The following is a 20,532-nucleotide window of genomic DNA, read 5'->3' as shown; positions in this document are numbered from 1 at the left end:
GAAGGTAGCGTGGTTCATGGAGGACCTTGCGATTCACGAGGACGGGACTTAAGACACTCCGATCCTCGCGCAGGGTCCTCCCCCCACGCACCCCGGCCCCACAGGCCAACTACAGCAGACTCTCACACAGTCAAGTCACAACTACACCCTGGATCCTGAAGAGCCACCAACCTGGGTCGTGACTCCAACTACTACTGCGGAAGGGCGACGTGTCCCCATTGACACAGTTGGCAGCGACAAACGCAACAGCGCTTGACTGGCAGAAGAACTAGCGCTTCCGCGCCATTGAGAGCCGCAGCGGCCCACGGCGGATCCCGTGCGGCGACTTGGCGGCAGCTGGGTTTTTCTCGTCCTCTGGGCGGGGTGGGCCCGAAGTGAAAATCCGTCTACTCAGGGCACGGTTTCCGTCGACACAACCAGTCCGTTTCCAGACTCCCCAACCCTCGGTTCCCCCTACCTCCCGACCTACCTTCCGACCGCATACCCCTGCATCCCCCGCGGATTCGCCCCGGCGCAGAGGATCCCGCTCACCGGGTCCCGCCCGACCGCGCAGATCCGCCCCTCCGACCAGTCCGGCCCAACCGTGACGTCATGCCCACGCTCCCGCAACTCGGCAACGACGTCGTCACCCGCGCGTCCCTCGATGACGAGGCTGTTCGGCACGAAGCCCCTGGGGTGGAAGGACGCGACGAGGGAATCGGTGTGCCAGTTGACGGCGTCGATCCCCTGCTGGAGTTCGAGTCTCGTACTCCGTGCATACTCATCTGCCACCCGCACGAAGAAATGGAAGGTCCACTGATCCTGCTGGTCCCCGCCGGGAGTCCCGAAAGCCAGCGCCGGAATCCCCCGCCAGCTCGCGATCGACGGCGAGAGGGTCGTCCGGGGACGACGCCCCGGCATCAACGACGACGGCAGACCCTCATCGAGCCAGGTCATCTGCAGTCGCGTCCCCAGGCAGAAACCGAGCTCGGGGATCGTCGGGTTCGACTGCAACCATCCACCGGACGGCGTCGCCGCGATCATGAGGCCCGACGCATCGATGACGTCGACCTGGCAGGTGTCACCCCTGGTCAGACCGTCAGCACGGACCGTCGGCTCACCCGAGCCCCACCCAACGTCGTCACGACCCCCCGACGCCCCCGCCAGCGCGACGACGCCGTCCCTGACCCGCTTCGGCCAGTGAGCCACCCGGCCACCCGGCCGGCCAGGACGGAGCGTCCCGTTCGCCGTCGGCCAGACGAGCCGACGCCGACTCCCCGCATACTCAGCGGCGAGCAATTCAGCCATGGGAACGTCTCCGGAATCCCCGTAGAAACCGTCCCGATCCGCGAAAGCGAGCTTTGCCGACTCCACGAACCGGTGCACCACCCCGGCATCGAGACCATCGGCGAACACCTCCCCGGGAGCGACGTCGTCGAGCATCTCCAGTTGCTGGAGGAACACCGGGCCCTGGCTCCACGGCCCGCACTTGTCAACCGTCCACTCACCCCACGACGCCGACACCGTCGGCTCCCACGTCGCCTCCCAGCCCGCCAGGTCGCTGCGGTCGAGCACGCCGACATGGTCACGCCCGGAGGTGTCGCGCGTCGGGCGAGCACTCTGGGCGACCACCGCCTCGGCGATGAATCCCTCACGCCAGATCCGTCGGGCCTCCTCGATCTGCCCCACCCGGCCCCGTGACGCCTCCTTGGCCTCGTCACACAGCCGCTCCCACGTGCGTGCCAGGGCCACATTGCGGAACAGCCGCCCGACCCGAGGACCATCGGCCCCGAGCCACAGCTCCGCGGACGACGACCAGTGTTCGGCGAAGAGGTCCCGGACGGCGTCCACCGTCGCGCACAACTGGGGCAGCGGGTCGTGTCCATGTCGCGCGTACCCCATCGCAGGCTCGAGCACCTCACGCAGCCTCATGGTGCCGACGTCGCGCAACAGGACCATCCACGCGTCGAAGGCCCCAGGGATCGCGGCGGCGAGCGGCCCGGTGCCGGGCACGACATCGAGGTCGAACTCGTCACGGTAGTGCCCGATCGTCGCCCCGGCCGGAGCGGTCCCCTGCCCGCACAGCACTCGCGGGTCCTCGCCGGGCCGCGCCACGATGATCGGCACCTCGCCACCGGGCCCATTGAGGTGGGGCTCGACGACGTGCAGGACGAAACCCGCCGCCACCGCGGCGTCCGCGGCATTGCCTCCCCGCTCGAGCATGGCCATGCCGCTGGCCGAAGCCAGATAGTGCGTCGCCGCGACCATGCCGAAGGTGCCGCGCAGGGTGGGTCTGGTGGTGAAGGTGACCATGGCGTCCTCCTTGAGCGCCGAAGATACGCGTCAGGGTCGGCCGGCGAATCCGATGCGCCGCGGAACCAGCCCGTGGTTCGGTAGTGTCCGCACCAGTCGCCCGGGCGCCCCGGGCCGATGGAACGGACTGACCATGCTCGCCACCCTCACCGGCGCCGGCCTGTCGGCTGCCGCCGGCTTCAACGCGTACATCCCGCTGCTCATCGTCGCCCTCACCGCGAGGTTCACCCACCTCATCGAGCTACCGAGCCAGTACGCGTGGGTGCAGTCGTGGTGGGTCATCGGGATCGCCGCGGTGCTGCTCGTCGTCGAGATCGTCCTCGACAAGATTCCCGCCGTCGACACCGTCAACGACGCCATCGGCACGGCCATCCGTCCCACCGTCGGTGGTCTCATCTTCGTCGCGACGGCCGCCGCCGGCACGGTCGAGAGCCACTACTACGAGCGCTACCCGTGGGTCGGGGTGCTCGCCGGGGTCATCCTGGCCCTCATCACCCACGGCACGAAGATGGGCCTGCGTCCGGTCATCAATGCCTCGACCGCCGGGGTCGGCACGCCGGTGGTCTCCGCGGCCGAGGACGGCACCTCGGCGCTCCTGTCGGTCGTGGCGATCGCCGTCCCGGTGCTCGTCATCGTACTGTTGGTGGCTCTGGTCGTGCTCATCGTGTGGGTGGTGCGGCGCGCCCGCGCCCTGGGCAGACGGGTGCGCCGCCGCTCCCCCGACGTCAGGGCCTGACGACCTGCGCCACCGCGGCGTAGACGTCGTCGGTGCCCTCACGCAGGATGCCGGCGATGGCGTGCAGCAACGGCAGGTCGGACTCCCCCAGACCCGCCTGGGACACGAACGCCACCGCCAACGGCGCGGCCGGATGACCCTCGACGGTCTGCTCGAGCCGGTTCATCTCGGCCAGCGCCTCGTCCGGCCGCTCCCCCTTGCCGAGCCGGACGCCGTACAGCTTGTTGCGCCCCGACAGCCCGGTGACCTCGAGGTCGCCGACGCCGGCCAGCCCGTACGGCGTCTCGGCGCGTCCGCCGCAGGCCTCGACGATGATCGACATCTCGCGCACCGCCTGGGCGAAGGTCGCCGCCTTGAGGTTGTGCCGCGGCACCCCGGTCGACTCCCCCAGCCCGTCGGCGATCCCCAACCCGATGGCGTAGACGTTCTTGAGAGCTGTGCACAACTCGACGCCGACCTCGTCGTCACTGGGGCGGACGCCGTAGCGCTCGGTGCTGACGTCACGGGCCAGTCCCCGGACGACGTCGGCCTCGCGGCAGGCCCAGATCGTGGCGGTGACCTCACCGGCGGCGCACTCGTTGGCCTTGACCGGCCCGCCGATGGCCACGATCGGGGGCAGGTCGACCCCCTTGTCCGCGGCGATGGCCCGGATGGCGTCGGGCAGCAGGGTGACGGTGCCGTCGGGGGCGGTCCAGAACCCCTTGGCCGTGAGGCACAGGGCACGCAACCCGCCGAGGTGCTCGAGGGCGAGCTCGGTCACCCTGGGCAGACTTTCGGAGGTCACGGCGATGTCGACGACGTCGGCCCCCTCGAGGGCCTGGCCGAGGGCGTCCGACCGGAAGGTGTGCAACCCTGGCGCCGCCTCGACGTTGATCCGGGGGTGCGGCCGGCCCGCCTCGATGGCGTCGAGGAGGTGGTCGTCGAGCCAGGTGCCCCAGAGGTTGACGTCCCAGCCGGAGTCGACGAGGGGCCGGCACAGGGCGGTGCCCATGGCTCCTGCGCCCAGAACGGTGAATCGTGACATGTCGGTGTCCTTTCTCGGGTTCAGGCCTCGACCCTGGGGGACTCGGGCCGGGTGCTCGGGTAGCGCGAGGCCAGCTCGTGGAGCTGCTCGAAGGTCTCCTTGAGCTGGGGGTACGGGCCATCGAATCCCGCGGGGGCAGCGCAGTCACGGGAAGGCGACCGTCCTGCACCTTTGCGGGACCTTCCGGCCGCGCCGGCGCCCCACGCGACCGGGCACAGGGTGGATTTCTGACGTGGAGAGCCCTGAAAGGCGAGTTTCACGTCCCGGACCGGGCCCCCAGGTCAGAAATCCACCGTCTCTGGCCCGGCCTCGCGCTTCGACCCCGACCCCGCCCTGTGGGACACCGCTCACCTCGTCCCTTGCGGCACCATCGAACTCACAGCTTCCCCACACCGCAATCCCACGATGACAAGGCACTCCTGTGAGTTCCTGAAGCACAGTTGAGAATCTCTCAGCTTGTGTTTAGAGTCGGGTCCCGGCCGCAACCGCGGCGCTCCCGGAAGGAAGACCACATGAACACCTTGACCCCCCGCACCACGCTCCGCCGGGCGACCGCACTGACGGCCGTTGCCGGACTGGCCGTCATGGGGTCCGTCGCCCAGGAGGCCCACGCGGCCCCGGTCACGGCTCACCCCACGCAGACGGTGACGAAGGCGCCGGCCCAGCAGCGCACCATCACCACGCGGTACGCCGTCGCGAAGGTCAACGTCAACGTCCGTACTGGCGGCTCGATCAGCCACTCCAAGATCGGTCTGCTCCTCGGCGGCCACACCGTCACCGTGACCGGCCCGACCGTCAACGGGTGGGCCCCGGTGACCTTCAACGGCAAGTCTGCGTGGATCTGCGCCAAGTACCTGTCGATCCACACCTCGACGAAGACCATCTACGCCGAGCGTGGCGACCACAACTCCCACTCGACGAACGTCCAGTCCAAGCTCGCCTCGCTCGGCTACTTCCCGTCCTCCTGGGTCGGCGCCAAGTACGGCCCCGCGACGACGAACGCTGTCAAGGCCTTCCAGCGTGCCCACGGGCTGAGCGCCACCGGCATCACCGACTCGTCCACGTGGGCCGCGATGCAGAGGGCCGCCGCGAATCGGTCCTCGTCCAGCAGCTCGACCCCATCCAGCACGTCGACCTCCTCCAGCCGCTCGAGCTCCTCGTCCACGACCTCCCGCTCGAGCAGCCGGACGAGCTCCTCCTCGAGCAGCTCGACGTCCACCTATTCGTCCAGCTCCTCGAGCTCCACCAGTGGAGTCGCCGGCACCTGCCAGGCGTCGTACTACACCGACACCCAGACCGCCTCCGGAGAGGCCTTCAGCTCCTCGGCCCTCACGGCTGCTAGCAAGACCTACGCCTTCGGCACCAAGCTCAAGGTGACGAACACCTCGACCGGCGCCTCCGTCATCGTCACCATCAACGACCGTGGGCCCTACGTCTCGGGCCGCTGCCTCGACCTCACCCCGGCTGCCTTCTCGCAGATCGCGTCCCTGGGCGCCGGTGTCGTCAACGTCTCGTACTCGGTCGTCGGCTGACCCCCGGACCACACGCCACGAACGCACTGGTGCCCCCGTCCTGGGACGGGGGCACCAGTGTTCTCGATCGGACTCAGCCGACCGGGTCGACGCCTTCGTTCGCGTCGGCGAACCACCAGTTGGCCGGGTCGTGGGGGTCGCGGTTGACGTCGGTGCGGGCCCGCCCCTCCGGGGTCGACTCATCAGGCACCGGCGCTTCGACGACGTCCAACTCGTGAAGGGCGCCGTCGGCGTCCTCCCAGCACACGATCTCACGCCGCACCGGAATCTGGACGGTCATCAACTCGGTGACGACGTACTTGCGCAGCTTCGCCCCAGCAGGCAGCCCGAGGGTGGGAGAGGCGGCCGACTCGCTGGTGGTGGGCTCGGCAGGCGCCTCGGGCTGCTCGTCGTCAGCAGGCTCGACGGTGTCGACACCCTGGGCCGGCGTCGGCTCGTCGGTGGCGGGCTCATGGTGCTCGGCAGCGGCCACCACCGCCCCGCCAGCGACCGCCCCACCGGCGAGCAGACCGAGCGCTGCACCGTCCGGACCCTCCTCGGTCGCGGGCTGGTCCTCCCGGGCCTCCACCGAGGCGGGGTCGGCCTCCTTCCCCTCCGTGGCGGCAGACGGCGCCTCCTCGGCAGCGTCGCGGGCCAACGAGTCCTCGGTCGGGACGTCGGCGCCACCGGCGACCTGCCACGGCTGGGTGGCCTCAGCAGGCTCCGGCGTGGGCTCGGCAACGTCCTGCCCCTCGACGGGCCCGGACTGCGCCTCGGACTCCGGCACCTCCCCCTCGGCCGACTCGGCCGACGGACGGTAGGCGTCGTGACCGGGCACGACGTCGGCGTCGACGACGTCCTCCGTCGCGGGATCCTCGGAGGGCCGGGCCGATCCGGCGCCGTAGTGCTCGAACACCGCGAGCTCCTGCTCGTGCGACAGGTCGGCATTGCCCTTGGCGACCGGCGCCGCCTTGATGGCATCGGCGTCATAGGGCACCGACAGCGTGCCATCCTCGAAACTCGCCCCGCGCACCGGGATGAAGTGCTCGGTTCCGGCGTCGTCCTTGACGGTCACGAAGGTCGCCTGGCCGGTGACGTCGTCGGCGAAGATCTGCTCGACGGTCCCGACCCGGCTCGTGTCGTGGCCGATGACGTCGGCGTCGAAGAGCTTCTGGATGTCTCCGGGGTCCATGGCGCTGATGTCCACGTCAGTTCCTCTCGTCGTGGGCCAGGGCGGTCGCCACCCGGCGACCGTTCACTGGTCACTGTCGCACGTTCTCACCCGGACGACGGCCGTCCGCGCCGAGAATGCGCCGAAAACGCGTCCTGACGCCGTCGCTCCGACCCCGAACAGGGGCGACGCCGTCCGTCACGTGGGCGCGACGAGGAGTGGTGCGGGCCCAGTGGCAGCATGTCCACCCCGGCAACACAGCTGCAGCATGCCCATGAGCGGAGGTGACCATGACCCAGGACCCGACCGACGACTGGTCGGCCGACCTGCGTCTGGCCCTCCACGAGTCGGCCCCCGTCGCCATGGGATACATCCCCCTGGGAACCGCCTTCGGGGCCCTCGTCGTCGCCTCGGGACTGCCCTGGTGGGTCGCCCCGGTCACGGCCCTCCTCGTGTACGCCGGCTCCCTCGAGTTCCTCCTCGTCGGTTTCCTCGTGTCCCCGCCGGGACTGGCGTCGGTCGCGGCGGCCACCCTGGCGGTGAATTTCCGCCACGTCTTCTACCCGCTGTCCTACCCGACCGGGCTGCTGCGCAAGCCCTGGCAGCGGGTGCTGGGCGCCTGGCAGCTCACCGACGAGACCTACGCCCTGCTGGCGGCAGGACTCCACCCGACCCGCACCCGTCAGGTGCTGCTCCTGTCGGGGCTCAACCAGACCTGGTGGGTCGGCGGGGCACTGCTGGGCACCCTCGTCGGCAGGCTCATCCCGGCCTCCTTCCGCGGCCTCGACTTCGCCATGACCGGGCTCTTCGCCGCCCTGGCCCTCGATTTCTTCGTCCACACCCGGGCCTGGCGGGTCGCCGGCTACGCCGGGGTCGCCATCGCACTGGCCATGGTGCTGCCCGGCCCGTTCCTCGGCTGGTCATTGGGGATCTTCACCCTGGTGTGCCTCGGTGAGGTCGTCATCCGCGGGAGGGTCCGATGAAAGCCGCGGACTGGGCCGTCATCCTCGTCGCGGCCGGCATCACCTTCTGCCTGCGCTACGTCCCACTGCTGGCCGTCAATCGCCTGCGCGACCAGGAGTGGGTCAAGCAGCTCGCCGGCCTCATGCCCGGCGGGATCATGCTCATCCTCGTCGCCTACACGCTCGTCGAGCCCTCGCGGACCGGCCCGTTGTGGACCTGGCTCGTCGCCCTGGCGGCCACCGCGGCGGTGCACCTGTGGCGTCGCAACGCGCTGGTGACGATGCTCGTCGGCATCGCCGTCTACGCCGCGCTGGCCGCCCTCGTCTGAACCGCCGTCCTGTCCGCGGGTCGGCCGGTCAGCGGGCCTCGATGGCCTCGACCATCCGGTCGACCGCCTCGACGAGGAGATGCCGCGGCGTGGCCAGGTTGATCCGCGCGTGCCCCTCTCCCCCGGTCCCGAAGGTCGGGCCGTCGTTGAGACGGATGCGGGCGTGACGCAGCAGCCACGGTCCGGGCGACGCCGGCAGGGCGTAGGAGCGGAGGTCGAGCCAGCCCAGATAGGTGCCCTCGGGCACCCGGTAGCCCACCTCGGGAAGTCGCCGGGACAGCGTCTGCCCCAGCCAGACGGCATTGTCGTGGATGTACGCGTTGGCGGCGTCCAACCAGGGCCCGCCCTCGTCGTAGGCGGCCTTGTTGGCCTCCAGCCCCAGGTAGGTGGCCCCCTCGGCCTCCAGGGGGTGGACGGCCTTGCGCCAGGCCCGGGCGTGCTCGTCGGTGAAGGTCGTGAGCGTCGCCGTCATGAGACCGGGAATGTTGAACGACTTGGACGCCGAGGTCACCAGGACGCTGTGCCGGGCGGCCTCCTCGCTCACCGTGAAGTACGGGGTGGCGACACCCTCGGCCACGAGCGGCCCGTGGATCTCGTCGGAGATGACGAAGGCGTCGTGGGCGGCGACGACCTCGCTCAGGGCGAGCAGCTCATCGACGGTGAAGACCCGGCCGAGCGGGTTGTAGGGCTGGCACAGGATGATCGAGCGGGCGCCCTGCTCGAAGGCGGCGTCGATCCCGGCCAGGTCGAAGGTCCACCCGGCCGGTCCGTCGACCATGGGCACGTCGATGATGGGGCGGTGCTCCAGACCGGGCACCTCCCAGAAGGGCATGTACGCCGGCGAGGTGACGATGACCGGGCTGCCCGGCTCGGTGAAGGTGCGGATGGCCAGCTGGACGCCGGTGAGGACGTTCTTGAGGTAGACGACCTTGGCGGGGTCGATGGTGGCCCCGTGACGGCGCTCGAGCCACGCGGCCCAACTCTCGCGAAGGCCGTTGTCACGGGGGTATCCGAAGGCGTGACGGTGCACCGCCCCCTCGATGGCGTCGATGATGACCGGGGCCACCGGGAAGTCCATCTCGGCGACCCACAACGGGATGACCCCCTCCGCGACGTCCTGCCAGCGCGCGGTGCCACGCGCCCGCAGCCACTGTGGGGTGGGTGAGTCGAAGTCGAACTCGGTCATCGTCATCCTTCCGTCGTCGCCGGCCGGACGGAACCCGTACCCCGGCCGACCTGTGAGGTCCATCCAACTCGCCCCCGGCCGACGAGGGAAGGCGGACCGGCGACCGGACCTGCGGGGCGACCGGGGAGCGGCACGGATGCGCCCTGACACGGGGGCTCGGCGGCGGTCACCGCCGGCGAGCCGTCCCGAAGAGGCTGCGCACGATCTCGCGGGTCGCCGTGCGGGCGGCCTGCTTGACGATGCTCGAGCCGAGGATCTCCTCGACCATCGACTTGCCCTGGCGCGCCCGCGGGGCCTCGGCGCGTTGGGAGGCACGCTGGTCCTGGGCGGCCTTGTCCTGCGCGGCCCGGTCGCGGGCATCCTGCTCCTGGGCCGCGGCCTGCGCCCCGGCGTCCAACTTGCGGGCCAGCATCTCGTAGGCCGAGTCGCGGTCGATCGCCGTGGCGTACTTCGCGTGCAGGGAGGACGCCGTCACCGTCGACTCGATGACGTCGTCGGGAGTCGGGGCCATGAGTGAGGTCGGGGCGAAGATCTTCGTGTGGGCGACCGGGGTCGGGGCGCCGTCGGGGTCCATGACCGTGACGACGGCCTCGCCGATGCCGAGGGTCTGCAACAGCTGCTCGAGGTCGTACGAACTGCGCGGGAAGGTCGCCACGGTCTGCTTGAGCGCCTTGGCGTCGTTGGGGGTGTGCGCCCGCAGCTGGTGCTGCACCCGTGACCCGAGCTGTGCCAGGACGTCCTCGGGGACGTCCTTGGGGGTCTGGGTGACGAAGAAGACGCCGACCCCCTTGGACCTGATGAGCCGCACCGTCTGGGCGATGGCGTCGAGGAAGGCCTTGGAGGCGTCGTCGAAGAGCAGGTGCGCCTCGTCGAAGAAGAAGACGAGCTTGGGCCGGTCGGCGTCCCCGACCTCGGGCAGGTCGTGGAAGAGGTCGGCCAGCAGCCACATGAGGAAGGTGCTGAAGAGTGCCGGACGGTCCTGGAGGTTCGGCAGCTCAAGCAGGCTGATGACGCCGCGGCCTTCTGCGGCGGTGCGCATGAGGTCGGCGGTGTCGAACTCGGGTTCCCCGAAGAACTCACCGGCACCCTGGTCGGAAAAAGTGATGAGCTTGCGTCCGATGACGCCCAGGGTGGCGCTCGAGACGCCGCCCAGGCCCTTGAGTTCCTCCTTGCCCTCCGGTGACCCGAGATGGGTGAGGACGGCCTGGAGGTCCTTGACGTCGAGCAACGGCAGACCGGCCTGGTCGGCGTAGTGGAAGACGAGGCCCAGGGTCGACTCCTGGGTGTCGTTGAGGCCGAGGACCTTGCTCAGCAGCACCGGCCCGAAGGAGGTGACGGTGGCGCGCACCGGGATCCCGTGGCCCTGGCCACCCAGGGCGTAGAACTCGACCGGGTAGCCGGTGGGGGCCCAGTCCTGGCCCATCCTCTCGGCGCGGGCGGACAGCTTGTTGCTGGCCTGCCCCGCCGATGCCAGACCCGACAGGTCACCCTTGACGTCGGCCGCGAAGACGGGGACCCCGGCGGCCGAGAGCTGCTCGGCCATGACCTGGAGGGTCTTCGTCTTGCCGGTGCCGGTGGCACCGGCGACCAGGCCGTGACGGTTCATCATCGCCAGGGGCAGACGCACCCGGGCAGCAGGCACCGGGGCGTCGTCGGCGACGAGGACACCGAGGTCAAGGGAGGGGCCGTCGAAGGTGTAGCCCTGGGTGACGACGGCGACGACGTCGTCCGATGCGGGAGTCTGGCTCATGGGTCCAAGACTGTCACAGCGACTGCGGCGCCGGGACCGACGACGGTCTTCCGGTTAGAATCGCCCCTGTGATCTTCAAACGAGTCGGTGACAGCCGCCCTTACCCGGACCATGGGTACGTCCAGAAGCAGTGGTCCGAGATCCCGCCGGTGCAGGTGCGACTCGACCAGCTCACGACGACGAAGAGCACCCTCGACCTCAACAACCTCCTCGAGGACGACTCCACCTTCTACGGCGACCTCTTCGCCCATGTCGTCGCCTGGCGAGGGGAGCTGTACCTCGAGGACGGTCTCCACCGCGCCCTGCGGGCAGCCCTCCAGCAGCGTCAGACGTTGCACGCCCGGGTCCTCGAACTGCACTGACGGAGCCGCCCACCATGACTCCTGAGGTCCGTCGATACCTACGCCTGGCCGGAACCCCGGTGACGCTGGTCCTGCTCGTCGTCATCCTCGTCGTCGCCTTCAAGGTCGGATGGAAGCAACTCACCGCGCCGCCGGCCAGCGCCAAGATCCAGCCCTGCGTCAACCAGAACGTCGGCAAGACGCTCAAGACCTCCGACCTCTCCCTCGTCGTCCTCAACGGCGGCCACCAGCACGGCTTGGCCAGCACCGTCGGCAAGCAGCTCAAGGCCAAGGGGTTCACCGTGACCGGGGTCGGCAACACCGATGAGCGGATCAAGGCGACGATCATCGTCGGATACTCGAAGACCGACCCGGAGGTCCGCCTCGTGCAGGGGTTCTTCCCCAAGTCGACGATCCGGGAGGACAAGACCCGCGTCGACCATGCCGTCAAGGTGCTCATCGGCGAGACCTACGCCGGCTTCAACGCCAAGGCGCCGACGTCGATCGCGGTGAGCGGGCCGGTGTGCCTGCCCTCCCCCAGCCCGACGCCCAGTGCCACGGCCACGCCGTCCAAGTGAGTCGCTCCGTCGTCCACCGTGATCTGACCCTCACTCCTCGGCGCGCACCCGCACCCCGTTCCACCGAGCCAGGCGCCCGGCCCGGCCGATCTCGGTGAGCCGTTCGGCCACCGCCCGACGGTGCTGCGCCGGGGTGACGATGAGCAGCTCATCCTCGGGGCGCAGCACGGTCTCGGCGTGTGGGGCGAAGGACTCGTCCCCCCGGATCACCAGAGAGACGACGGCGTTGCGCGGCATCCGCAGCTCGTGGACCGTCACCCCGACGAGGCGTGACTCGAGGGGCACGTGCACCTGGATGAGTTCGGCGTCGATCTCGTCGAGCGGGGCCACCTCGATGTCGACGTCCCGGGCGGCGTCGGGGTCGACGAGGCCCAGGGCCGCGCCCACGGCGGGCAGGGTCGGGCCCTGGAGGACGGTGAAGACGACGACGAGGACCAGGACGACGTCGAAGAGCTTGTCGGCATGGTCGAGATGGTCCGACATGGGGATCGTCGCCAGGATGATGGGGACGGCCCCGCGCAGTCCTGCCCACGACAGGAAGGCCTGATGACGCCACGGCGTCCGGAACCCGGCGGTGCACAGGACGACCGACAGCGGCCGGGCCACGAAGGTGAGGAACATGCCGGCGGCGACCCCCTCCCCGACCGAACCCCAGGTGAGTCGGTCGGGATTGGCCAACAGTCCGAGCATGACGAACAGCCCGATCTGCGACATCCATCCGACCCCTTCCGCGAAGGACGCCGTGGCATGGCGATAGGGCAGGTCCGAGTTGCCGACGAGGACGGCGGCGACGTACACCGCGGCGAACCCGGAGACGTGCACCTGCACCGCCGCTCCGTAGGCGAGCACCGCCCAGCACACGGCGACCAGGCCGTAGAGGCTCGACGACGGCAGGCTCACCTGCCGGCTCACCCGCACCCCGACCCAGCCGATGACGAGTCCGACGAGAATGCCGCCGGCCAGCTCGAGGACGATGGAGGCCAGGAGGCCGACGAGCCCACCGTGGGGCGGATGCCCCGTGGCCAGACCCGACATGGCGATGACGACGAGGACGGTCGGGGCGTCATTGAGGCCCGACTCGGCCTCGAGCACCGACCGCACCCGGGCGGGCAGGGGGACCCCGCGCAGCACGGAGAAGACGGCTGCCGAGTCGGTCGGGGCGGTGACCGCCCCGAGCAGGGCGGCGACGGTCCATGACAGCCCCAGGGCCAGGTGCCCGAAGAGGGTCATCGCCCCGATGGAGACCGCGGTGCCGACGGTGGCCAGGAGGACGGCCGGGGCCAGGGCCGGACGGATCGTCGACCACCGCGTCGACAGGCCACCCTCGGCCAGGATGAGGACCAGCGCGCTGAACCCCAGGCCGTGCGCGAGGTCAGGGTCATTGAACTGGACACCGAACCCCACCGGACCCAGGAGCATCCCGACGAGGAGGAAGAGCAGCAGGGCCGGCAGCCCCAACCTGCTGCCGATCCGTGCGGCCATCGCGGCCAACAGCGCGACCAGAGCCCCCAGGAGGAGGGCGAGGTCGAACATGGCCATGGGGTCATTCTTTCAGGCCGGCCGGGGACGATGCGGGAGGAATCCACCACGCGGTCGGCGGCACGACGCGGCTGGGCCCGTGATCCCCCATCGGGATCACGGGCCCAGCACTCGGCGGTGACGGAGGGATTTGAACCCTCGGTAGCTCTCGCTACACCCGCTTTCGAGGCGGGCACTTTCGGCCGCTCAGACACGTCACCGAGAGGTGAGTTTACGCGATGGTCACCCCCTGTTGGCAAACCGAGGGGTTCTTGGACCGCTGGCAGGGTCACTGACCGCGACATGAGGGCTCGCCGGGACCGCATGGCGGCTCAGGCGCGAGGGTGCCGGCACACCGATGTCGGGAAATCACCCCCAGCTCGGAAATCTTCCCCTCCAGGGGAACAATCCTCACCTCAGGGGGTTCTCCCGACGTGGAGTCGACCTGACACCACCGCAGCCCCACGCGATCAGGCTTCGCCCGGGCCGCCCTCGTCGGCCGAACCCCCCTCCCCTGCCGGGGCATCCGCCGCTCCCGCTCCGGCCCTGCGGTCAAAGCTCCACGCGACGAGCAGGGCGAGCCCGAGGTAGAGCACCAGCAGCACGGTCTGGCACCACGCCATCCCCGACACCGTGCTGACGATCTCGCCGTGCCGGGTCGCCAGATAGGTCAGCGGCACCGCCGCGTAGACGATCGCGAAGATGAGGGCGATCCCGTTGTTCCTCGTGACGATGAAGAGGTTGCTCACGGGGGAGGTGATGAAGTTGAGGTACAGCCACGGGACCAGCGCCACCGAGATCGAGGCCACGGGCCGATAGGAGGCCCCCATGAGGAGCGGGAGGATCGGCGGGACGAGGAAGTACAGCAGGGCGAAGGGGATTATCCCGGCCACAGCCGACCGCACGATCGACTGACGAACCGTCCGGAACATGTGGCCGCCATCAGTGACCGACAGCTTCTGGAAGAACACCTGCGACATCGCCTGATTGATGACGCTCGCCGGCACCTGCATGAGCGACCACGCCATGGTGAACAGTCCCATGACGGTCTTCGAGTAGTAGATGCCCATCGACCAGGTGATGCCCTGGAGTCGGATCGCATCGACGATGGCATTCGGGGCCGTGAGCAGGGGCATCTTGCGATACCTGCGCATGAGTTCACGGGCCGGAATGGGGGCGGGCCTCACACCGACCAGATCCTTCCCCAGCCGACTGCGGAAGTTGTTGAGGCCGGCCGCCTCACCCACCACCGCGGCGACGATCTGTCCGCCCGCGCCCAGCCCCGTGAAAGCCCCGATGAGTCGTCCGGCAGCCGTCACAGCCTGGTTCCACACGGCGTTCGTCCCGATGACGCCGAACTGCTTGCGTCGGTTCGCCCAGTAGTTGACGATGTTGTACTCGCAGTAGGTGAAGATGAAGGCGCCGACGGCCAGCATCCACCACCGGGTTCCGGCGGGGGCATCGAGCAGACTGGCGAGCACGCCACCCAGAGGGATCATGACGAGGGTGGCCAGCACCGAGATGATGGCATTGATCTTGGTCGCCAGGCCGAAGATGGCACGGGCCTCGGCATCGTCGCGTGGCAGAACGATGGCCATGTCGTAGCGCAGCGCCGCCACGGGGATGACGAATCCTGCTGCGGCGTACACGGCGGAGTAGATGCCCCACTGCGCCGGGTCCACCTTGTGGGTGACGACAAGGATGGCCACCATCGCGACGAGCTGAGCGACGCCAGTGCCCGAGATGACCTTGAGGACCGACGCGAGGAAGTCGTGGCGAGCCAGGAACCCGAGAAGCCCCGGGGCCCTGGTCCTCGTGGCCGGCTCGGACGGGGCCGACTCCCCCGACGATGACGATGAACTCACCCGACCACGGTACCGTCCCGCCCCGGGACGACCGCCGCACCGAGCCGGCGCCTCCCGCGCCGAACTCACCTCCGGGCGTCGAAGAACCGGCGCAGCAGCTCGGCGCACGCGTCGGCCCGTACCCCCGGGACGACGTGCACCCGGTGGTTGAGCCGGGGGTCGCGCACGACGTCCCACAGGGAGCTCACCGCCCCTGCCTTGGGGTCGAAGGCGCCGAACACGAGCCGTCCGACCCGCGCGGCGACGATCGCCCCGGCACACATCGTGCAGGGCTCGAGGGTGACGACGAGGGTGCAGTCCTCCAGGCGCCAACCGCTCGACCCTCCTGCGGCCGCCAGCCGGGCCGCGGCCCGCCGGATCGCCAGGACCTCGGCGTGGGCGGTGGGGTCGCCGGTGAGTTCACGTTCGTTGGCTCCGGCCCCCAGGACCGACCCGTCCGGCCCCAGGAGCACCGCCCCGACCGGGACGTCGCCGCGGCGTCCGGCGTCCTCGGCCCACGACAGGGCCTCGTCCATGGCGGCGAGCCAGCCGTCCATCGGCCCGCCCGCCGGGCTCACCTGCCCCACCGCGCGGTCAGCGCACCGAGGTGTGGGCCGCCCGCTCGAACTGCGTCCCGAAGTTGATGCGACGGGCCACCGTGGCCAGCTGCTCGTCGGAGTCCTCGTCGAGCTCGGTGATCGCCTCGAGGTCGAACTCCCCCAGCCCGACGTCGGCCAGCAGGTCGAAGTCGCCCATCGGCTCGGGATCGTCATCGGGATCGGGGATGTCCTCGCCGAGGTAGTCGGCGACGTCGCGGGCGATGGGCCAGTCGTTGGCCTGGACGCCGTCCGAGAGGAACACCTGGACGTTGCGTCCGCGCACCCGCACGATGACGAAGAACTGGTGGTCGATCGAGACCAGCGCGACCGCCCCGGCGTCCCCGGGCAGACGCCGCAGCTGGGTCATGAGCTCGTCGAGGTCGTTGGCCAGCTCGGAGTCCATGGGCACCGCGGTGCGCTCACCGTCGTCGGCGTAGAGGGCGACGACGCAGTCGATCTCGTCGTCGGAGGCGTCCTCCAACTCGTCGAGGTCGTCGTAGTCCTCGTCGTCATCATCGAAGTCGTCGTCATCGTCGAGGTCGTCGAGATCGTCGTCCTCGAGATCCCGGTCGTCGCCGGGATCGAGTTCCTCGTCCATCTCGACACGCCGGTCCTCGTCCGGGGACAGGGCGCGGCCATCGGTCGGATCGACTTCGTCATCACTGTACGGACGCACAACGACCTCCTCGAACTCACGGACGTGTCCCATCGTGTCAGACATTCCGCGGCGTTCACAGTCCCGGGGCCGAATTGCTCCCGACCGGCACCTGCCGGGCGCCCGGTCGCCCCGATGTGGGAAGCTGGGCCCGTGGAATTGCGCGTCATGGACCATCCCCTCGTCTCCCACAAGCTCACCCTGCTGAGGTCGGTCGACACCCCCAGCCCGGTGTTCCGTCAGCTCGTCGAGGAGCTCGTCACCCTGCTGGCCTACGAGGCCACCCGCGAGGTCCAGGTGGACCCGTGCACCGTCGTCACCCCCATCACGACCACCGGCGGGGTCGCGCTGAGCCGCCCCAAGCCTCTCGTCGTGCCGATCCTGCGCGCCGGGCTGGGCATGCTCGAGGGCATGATGCGGCTCATCCCGACCGCCGAGGTCGGCTTCGTCGGCATGGCCCGCGACGAGCAGACCCTCCAGCCGATGACCTACGCCGAGCGGCTTCCCGGCGATCTGTCGGGCCGCCAGTGCTTCGTCCTCGACCCCATGCTCGCCACCGGTGGGTCCCTCGGCGGTGCGGTGCAGTTCCTGGCCAACCGCGGCGCCAACCACGTCGTGTGCCTGTGCATCCTGGCGGCTCCCGAGGGCATCGAAAGGTTCCGCGAGCTCGTGGCCGACCTCGGCATCCGCTGCACCCTCGTCGTGGCCTGCGTCGACGAGAGGCTCAACGAGAAGGGCTACATCGTCCCGGGTCTGGGTGACGCCGGGGACCGCCTCTACGGACTGGCCGAGTGACGGTCCTTCGCGCCGAGGACCTGGCGCCCCTGGCGGCCTTCCTCGGCCGTGGGGCGCCCGCGACGGGGCGGCAGGAGGCAGGCCACCCGGAGGGGCTCGTCCCGCCGTGCTGGCACTGGTGCCTGCTCCTCGACCCGGTGCACCCCGAGGACCTGGACGACGACGGGTACCTCGTCGGCGCCCCCACCACCCCCGGACCCGGTGTGACGAGGATGTTCGCCGGCGGTCGCGTCCACACCCTCGCACCGTTGCGGCTGGGGCGGGAGACGACGCGCACCACCGAGCTCACGAGCAGCGTCGACAAGCAGGGACGCCGCGGCCCGCTGCGGTTCGTCACGATGACCTCAACGTGGCGTCAGGACGGGCGCACGGCCGTGGTCGACGAGGCCGACTACGTCTTCATGCCGGCGAAGCCTGCCTCGGGCACCACCGACGCCGACGCCCGCCTCGTCGAGCCGGCCTTCGACGCCCTCGCCACCGGCGCCCGGAGGGTCCGCGTCACCGAACCGGCCCTCGTCACCTTCTCGGCGCTCACCGCCAACCCCTATCGGATCCACTGGGACAAGGACTTCTGCGCCCGTTCCGGGCACGACGGGCTCGTCATCCACGGCCCCCTGCAGGCCCTGTGGATGGCCGAGGAGACCTTCGCCGGCGTCGACCCGACCGGGACGACGTTCAGCTACCGGTTCGCCGCCCCGGCGACCGCACCGGCCGTCATGACGATCGAACCCCACCAGGTCCGCAGACCTGATGGGGTCGTCACCGCGACGTCGACCCTCGACTGAGCGACCCGACGCCGCGCGCCGGTCGGGGCGCCCTCACACGAGCGACCGGAGCCGCCCGCGTGAGGAGCCGGATCACTTCACCGGGCTGGCCGAGACCTTCCAGACGTTCTCGGCGTAGTCGCTGATGGTGCGGTCCGAGGAGAACCGACCCGATCGGGTGATGTTGACCCACGCCTTGCGCGCCCAGGACCGCTGGTCGAGGTAGTCCTGCGCCATGGCGTCCTTCGTCGTCCGGTAGGACTCGAAGTCGCCCAGGACGTAGTACGTGTCGGCCTGGTTGCCGCCCTCCATGAGGCTGCGGCGCAGGTCGGCGAACCAGCCCGAACCGTTGTCGTCGAGGGTGCCGTCGACGAGGGCGTCGAGGACCCGCTTGAGCCCCGGGACGTTCTCGTAGTGCCACACCGGGTCGTAGGACTCGCGCAGGCCCGGGAGCTGCTCCTCGGTGGCCCCGAAGATGTAGGCGTTGTCGTCACCGACGGCGTCGAGGATCTCGACATTGGCCCCGTCGAGGGTGCCCAGGGTGAGGGCGCCGTTCATCATGAACTTCATGTTCGAGGTGCCCGACGCCTCCTTGCCGGCCATCGAGATCTGCTCGGACACGTCGGCGGCCGGGATGATGTGCTCGGCCGGGGAGACGTTGTAGTTGTGGACGAAGACGACCTTGAGGCGCCCATTGATGGCCGGGTCGTCGTTGACGAGCTCGGCGATGGAGTTGATGAGCTTGATGACCGCCTTGGCCCGGATGTACCCGGGAGCGGCCTTGGCCCCGAAGATGAAGACCCGCGAGGGCACCTCGAGCTCGGGGTCGGCCTTGAGCCGGAAGTACAGGTCGAGGATGTAGAAGGCGTTGAGCAGCTGACGCTTGTACTCGTGGAGCCTCTTGATCTGGACGTCGAAGATGGCCTCGGGGTCGATCTCGACACCCTCGCGTCGGGCCACCCAGGTGGCGAAGTCGACCTTGTTGGCCCGCTTGATCTCGGTGAGCCGGTCGTAGACGGTCTCGGGGACGTCGTCGGTGAACCGGCCGAGGACGGTGAGGTCGCGCACCCAGGCGTCCGATCCGGTGACGTCGTCGAGGAGGGTCGCCAGGCGCGGGTTGCACTGCTTGAGCCAGCGGCGTGGGGTGACACCGTTGGTCTTGTTGTTGAACCGCTCGGGCCACAGGTCGTGCCACGGCTTGAGGGTCTCGCGCTTGATGATCTCGGTGTGCAGGGCCGCGACGCCGTTGATCGAGTACGAGGCGTAGCAGGCGATCCACGCCATCCGCACCCGGCCGCCGCTGACCGGGGCCATGTACTCGACGAGGTCGCCGGACAGGCCGCGCTCGGCCATCTCGGCACGGAAGCGCCGGTCGATCTCGCGGACGATCTCGACGATCCGCGGGAAGAGGCGCTCGAAGATCGAGACCTCCCAGGTCTCGAGGGCCTCGGCCAGCACCGTGTGGTTGGTGTAGGCGAAGGTCCGGCGGACGACGGCCCAGGCGGCGTCCCACCCGAGTCCGTGCTCGTCCATGAGCAGACGCATGAGCTCGGGGATGGCCAGCACCGGGTGGGTGTCGTTGAGCTGGATCGAGTTGAAGTCGGCGAACCCGTTGAGGTTGGCGCCGTGGTGCTCGACGTAGTTGTCGACCATCTCCTGCAGCGACGCCGAGCAGAAGAAGTACTGCTGGCGCACCCGCAGCACCTTGCCCTCGTACGTGGTGTCGTTGGGGTACAGCACCCGGGAGATGTCCATGGTGCGCTCACGGTCGACGATGGCGTCGGTGAACCGCTGCGAGTTGAAGGCGTCGTAGTCGAACTCGCGGATCGGCTCGGCCTTCCACAGCCGCAGGGTGTTGACGTTCTTCGTCCCGTAGCCGGTGATCGGCATGTCGTAGGGGACGGCGTAGACGTCGAGGTCGGCGTAGTGGACGACCCGCTTGGCCTCCTCACGGCGGATGATGAAGGGGTACTCGTCCTCCATCCAGGAGTCGGGCTCCTCGACCTGGAAGCCGTCGGAGAAGCTCTGGCGGAACAGGCCGTAGCGGTAGAGGATGCCGTAGCCGTCGACCGGCAGGTCGAGGGTGGCGCAGGAATCGAGGAAACAGGCCGCCAGTCGGCCCAGGCCACCGTTGCCCAGGGCGGCGTCGGGCTCCTGGTCGAGGACGTCGGACAGGTTGATCCCGTGCGCGGCCAGCGCCGAACGGGCCTGCTCGACCATGCCGAGGTTGGACAGGTTGTTGAGGAGCGCCCGGCCCATGAGGAACTCGGCCGAGAAGTAGTGCTCCATCCGCCCGGCCCGGTACTGGCGGGTGGTCCTGTTCCAGTCGGTGGCGACGCGGCTGACGACCGCGCGGGACAGGCCCTGCCACACCTCCATGGTCGTGGACGAGTCGACCGGTCGCCCGGACTCCGCCCGCACCTGAGCCGCGACGTCGCACCCGAAGTCGTTGGACATGTGTTCCCTTCCTGATGGGT

General features: G+C 69.6%; 18 protein-coding genes and 1 tRNA gene. 8 read left to right on the top strand and 11 right to left on the bottom strand.

From position 1 onward, the window contains the following. Positions 1-465: 465 nt before the first annotated feature. A complete protein-coding gene (locus E0E30_RS00760; protein WP_130864663.1) occupies positions 466-2,292 on the bottom strand; it encodes a gamma-glutamyltransferase family protein in 1,827 nt (608 codons plus the stop codon). A gap of 133 nt (positions 2,293-2,425) precedes the next feature. Between E0E30_RS00760 and E0E30_RS00755 the strand changes: the two genes are divergently transcribed. After that, complete coding sequence (locus E0E30_RS00755) at positions 2,426-3,028, top strand: DUF4126 domain-containing protein (protein ID WP_130864662.1); 603 nt, start codon at positions 2,426-2,428, stop codon at positions 3,026-3,028. Here E0E30_RS00755 and E0E30_RS00750 read toward each other — a convergent pair. Further along, positions 3,018-4,052: an NAD(P)H-dependent glycerol-3-phosphate dehydrogenase gene (locus tag E0E30_RS00750; RefSeq protein ID WP_130864661.1), complete on the bottom strand. Its 1,035-nt coding sequence runs from the start codon at positions 4,050-4,052 to the stop codon at positions 3,018-3,020. The genes E0E30_RS00755 and E0E30_RS00750 overlap by 11 nt on opposite strands. A 512-nt stretch (positions 4,053-4,564) precedes the next feature. On the opposite strand from E0E30_RS00750, the gene E0E30_RS00740 reads away from it, so the two are divergent. Then, the gene (locus tag E0E30_RS00740) at positions 4,565-5,584 is read left to right on the top strand and encodes an RlpA-like double-psi beta-barrel domain-containing protein (protein ID WP_130864659.1); all 1,020 of its coding nucleotides are present in this window, start codon (positions 4,565-4,567) and stop codon (positions 5,582-5,584) included. A 73-nt stretch (positions 5,585-5,657) separates the two neighbouring features. Here the strand turns inward: E0E30_RS00740 and E0E30_RS13535 are convergent, their stop codons facing one another. Continuing rightward, a complete protein-coding gene (locus tag E0E30_RS13535) occupies positions 5,658-6,770 on the bottom strand; it encodes a hypothetical protein (RefSeq protein WP_245306453.1) in 1,113 nt (370 codons plus the stop codon). A gap of 254 nt (positions 6,771-7,024) precedes the next feature. Between E0E30_RS13535 and E0E30_RS00730 the strand changes: the two genes are divergently transcribed. Together E0E30_RS00730 and E0E30_RS00725 are read left to right on the top strand one after the other, a co-directional pair. Continuing rightward, positions 7,025-7,717 carry an AzlC family ABC transporter permease gene (locus E0E30_RS00730; RefSeq protein ID WP_130864658.1) on the top strand — a complete coding sequence of 231 codons (693 nt, stop codon included), beginning with the start codon at positions 7,025-7,027 and terminating at the stop codon, positions 7,715-7,717. Continuing rightward, positions 7,714-8,025: an AzlD domain-containing protein gene (locus E0E30_RS00725; protein ID WP_130864657.1), complete on the top strand. Its 312-nt coding sequence runs from the start codon at positions 7,714-7,716 to the stop codon at positions 8,023-8,025. Before E0E30_RS00730 ends, E0E30_RS00725 begins: the two co-directional genes overlap by 4 nt. A 28-nt stretch (positions 8,026-8,053) precedes the next feature. Here the strand turns inward: E0E30_RS00725 and E0E30_RS00720 are convergent, their stop codons facing one another. Further along, on the bottom strand, positions 8,054-9,211 hold the full coding sequence (locus E0E30_RS00720; protein ID WP_130864656.1) for a MalY/PatB family protein: 1,158 nt from the start codon (positions 9,209-9,211) through the stop codon (positions 8,054-8,056). Between the two features lie 166 nt (positions 9,212-9,377). Then, entirely contained in the window at positions 9,378-10,961 is a 1,584-nt protein-coding gene (locus E0E30_RS00715; protein ID WP_130864655.1) for a helicase HerA-like domain-containing protein, read from the bottom strand. Between the two features lie 68 nt (positions 10,962-11,029). On the opposite strand from E0E30_RS00715, the gene E0E30_RS00710 reads away from it, so the two are divergent. Next, positions 11,030-11,323 (top strand): type II toxin-antitoxin system VapB family antitoxin, encoded by a 294-nt coding sequence (locus E0E30_RS00710; protein WP_130864654.1) that lies wholly within the window; start codon positions 11,030-11,032, stop codon positions 11,321-11,323. A 14-nt stretch (positions 11,324-11,337) separates the two neighbouring features. Continuing rightward, positions 11,338-11,880: a LytR C-terminal domain-containing protein gene (locus E0E30_RS00705; RefSeq protein ID WP_130864653.1), complete on the top strand. Its 543-nt coding sequence runs from the start codon at positions 11,338-11,340 to the stop codon at positions 11,878-11,880. Between the two features lie 30 nt (positions 11,881-11,910). Here the strand turns inward: E0E30_RS00705 and E0E30_RS00700 are convergent, their stop codons facing one another. The 5 genes from E0E30_RS00700 to E0E30_RS00680 form a co-directional block, all read right to left on the bottom strand. Beyond that, entirely contained in the window at positions 11,911-13,419 is a 1,509-nt protein-coding gene (locus E0E30_RS00700) for a potassium/proton antiporter (protein ID WP_130864652.1), read from the bottom strand. A gap of 115 nt (positions 13,420-13,534) precedes the next feature. Beyond that, positions 13,535-13,619: transfer RNA gene (locus tag E0E30_RS00695), tRNA-Ser, on the bottom strand. Positions 13,620-13,868: 249 nt separating this feature from the next. After that, positions 13,869-15,110: a lipopolysaccharide biosynthesis protein gene (locus tag E0E30_RS00690; RefSeq protein WP_130866651.1), complete on the bottom strand. Its 1,242-nt coding sequence runs from the start codon at positions 15,108-15,110 to the stop codon at positions 13,869-13,871. A 218-nt stretch (positions 15,111-15,328) separates the two neighbouring features. Continuing rightward, positions 15,329-15,778: a nucleoside deaminase gene (locus E0E30_RS00685; protein WP_210115841.1), complete on the bottom strand. Its 450-nt coding sequence runs from the start codon at positions 15,776-15,778 to the stop codon at positions 15,329-15,331. A gap of 58 nt (positions 15,779-15,836) precedes the next feature. Then, positions 15,837-16,439, bottom strand: a complete 603-nt coding sequence (locus tag E0E30_RS00680) for a tRNA adenosine deaminase-associated protein (protein ID WP_245306617.1) — start codon at positions 16,437-16,439, stop codon at positions 15,837-15,839. Between the two features lie 225 nt (positions 16,440-16,664). Between E0E30_RS00680 and upp the strand changes: the two genes are divergently transcribed. Further along, on the top strand, positions 16,665-17,291 hold the full coding sequence (upp, locus tag E0E30_RS00675; RefSeq protein WP_130864650.1) for a uracil phosphoribosyltransferase: 627 nt from the start codon (positions 16,665-16,667) through the stop codon (positions 17,289-17,291). Beyond that, the gene (locus E0E30_RS00670; protein ID WP_130864649.1) at positions 17,288-18,076 is read left to right on the top strand and encodes an FAS1-like dehydratase domain-containing protein; all 789 of its coding nucleotides are present in this window, start codon (positions 17,288-17,290) and stop codon (positions 18,074-18,076) included. Before upp ends, E0E30_RS00670 begins: the two co-directional genes overlap by 4 nt. Before the next feature lie 72 nt (positions 18,077-18,148). On the opposite strand, the gene E0E30_RS00665 is transcribed toward E0E30_RS00670, so the two are convergent. Then, on the bottom strand, positions 18,149-20,512 hold the full coding sequence (locus tag E0E30_RS00665; RefSeq protein ID WP_130864648.1) for a glycogen/starch/alpha-glucan phosphorylase: 2,364 nt from the start codon (positions 20,510-20,512) through the stop codon (positions 18,149-18,151). Positions 20,513-20,532 lie beyond the last annotated feature (20 nt).

This window comes from Acidipropionibacterium timonense (assembly GCF_900605005.1).
GTDB lineage: Bacteria > Actinomycetota > Actinomycetes > Propionibacteriales > Propionibacteriaceae > Cutibacterium > Cutibacterium timonense.
Note: the sequence above shows the minus strand (reverse complement) of the source record. Positions and strands in the feature narration are given on the sequence as shown.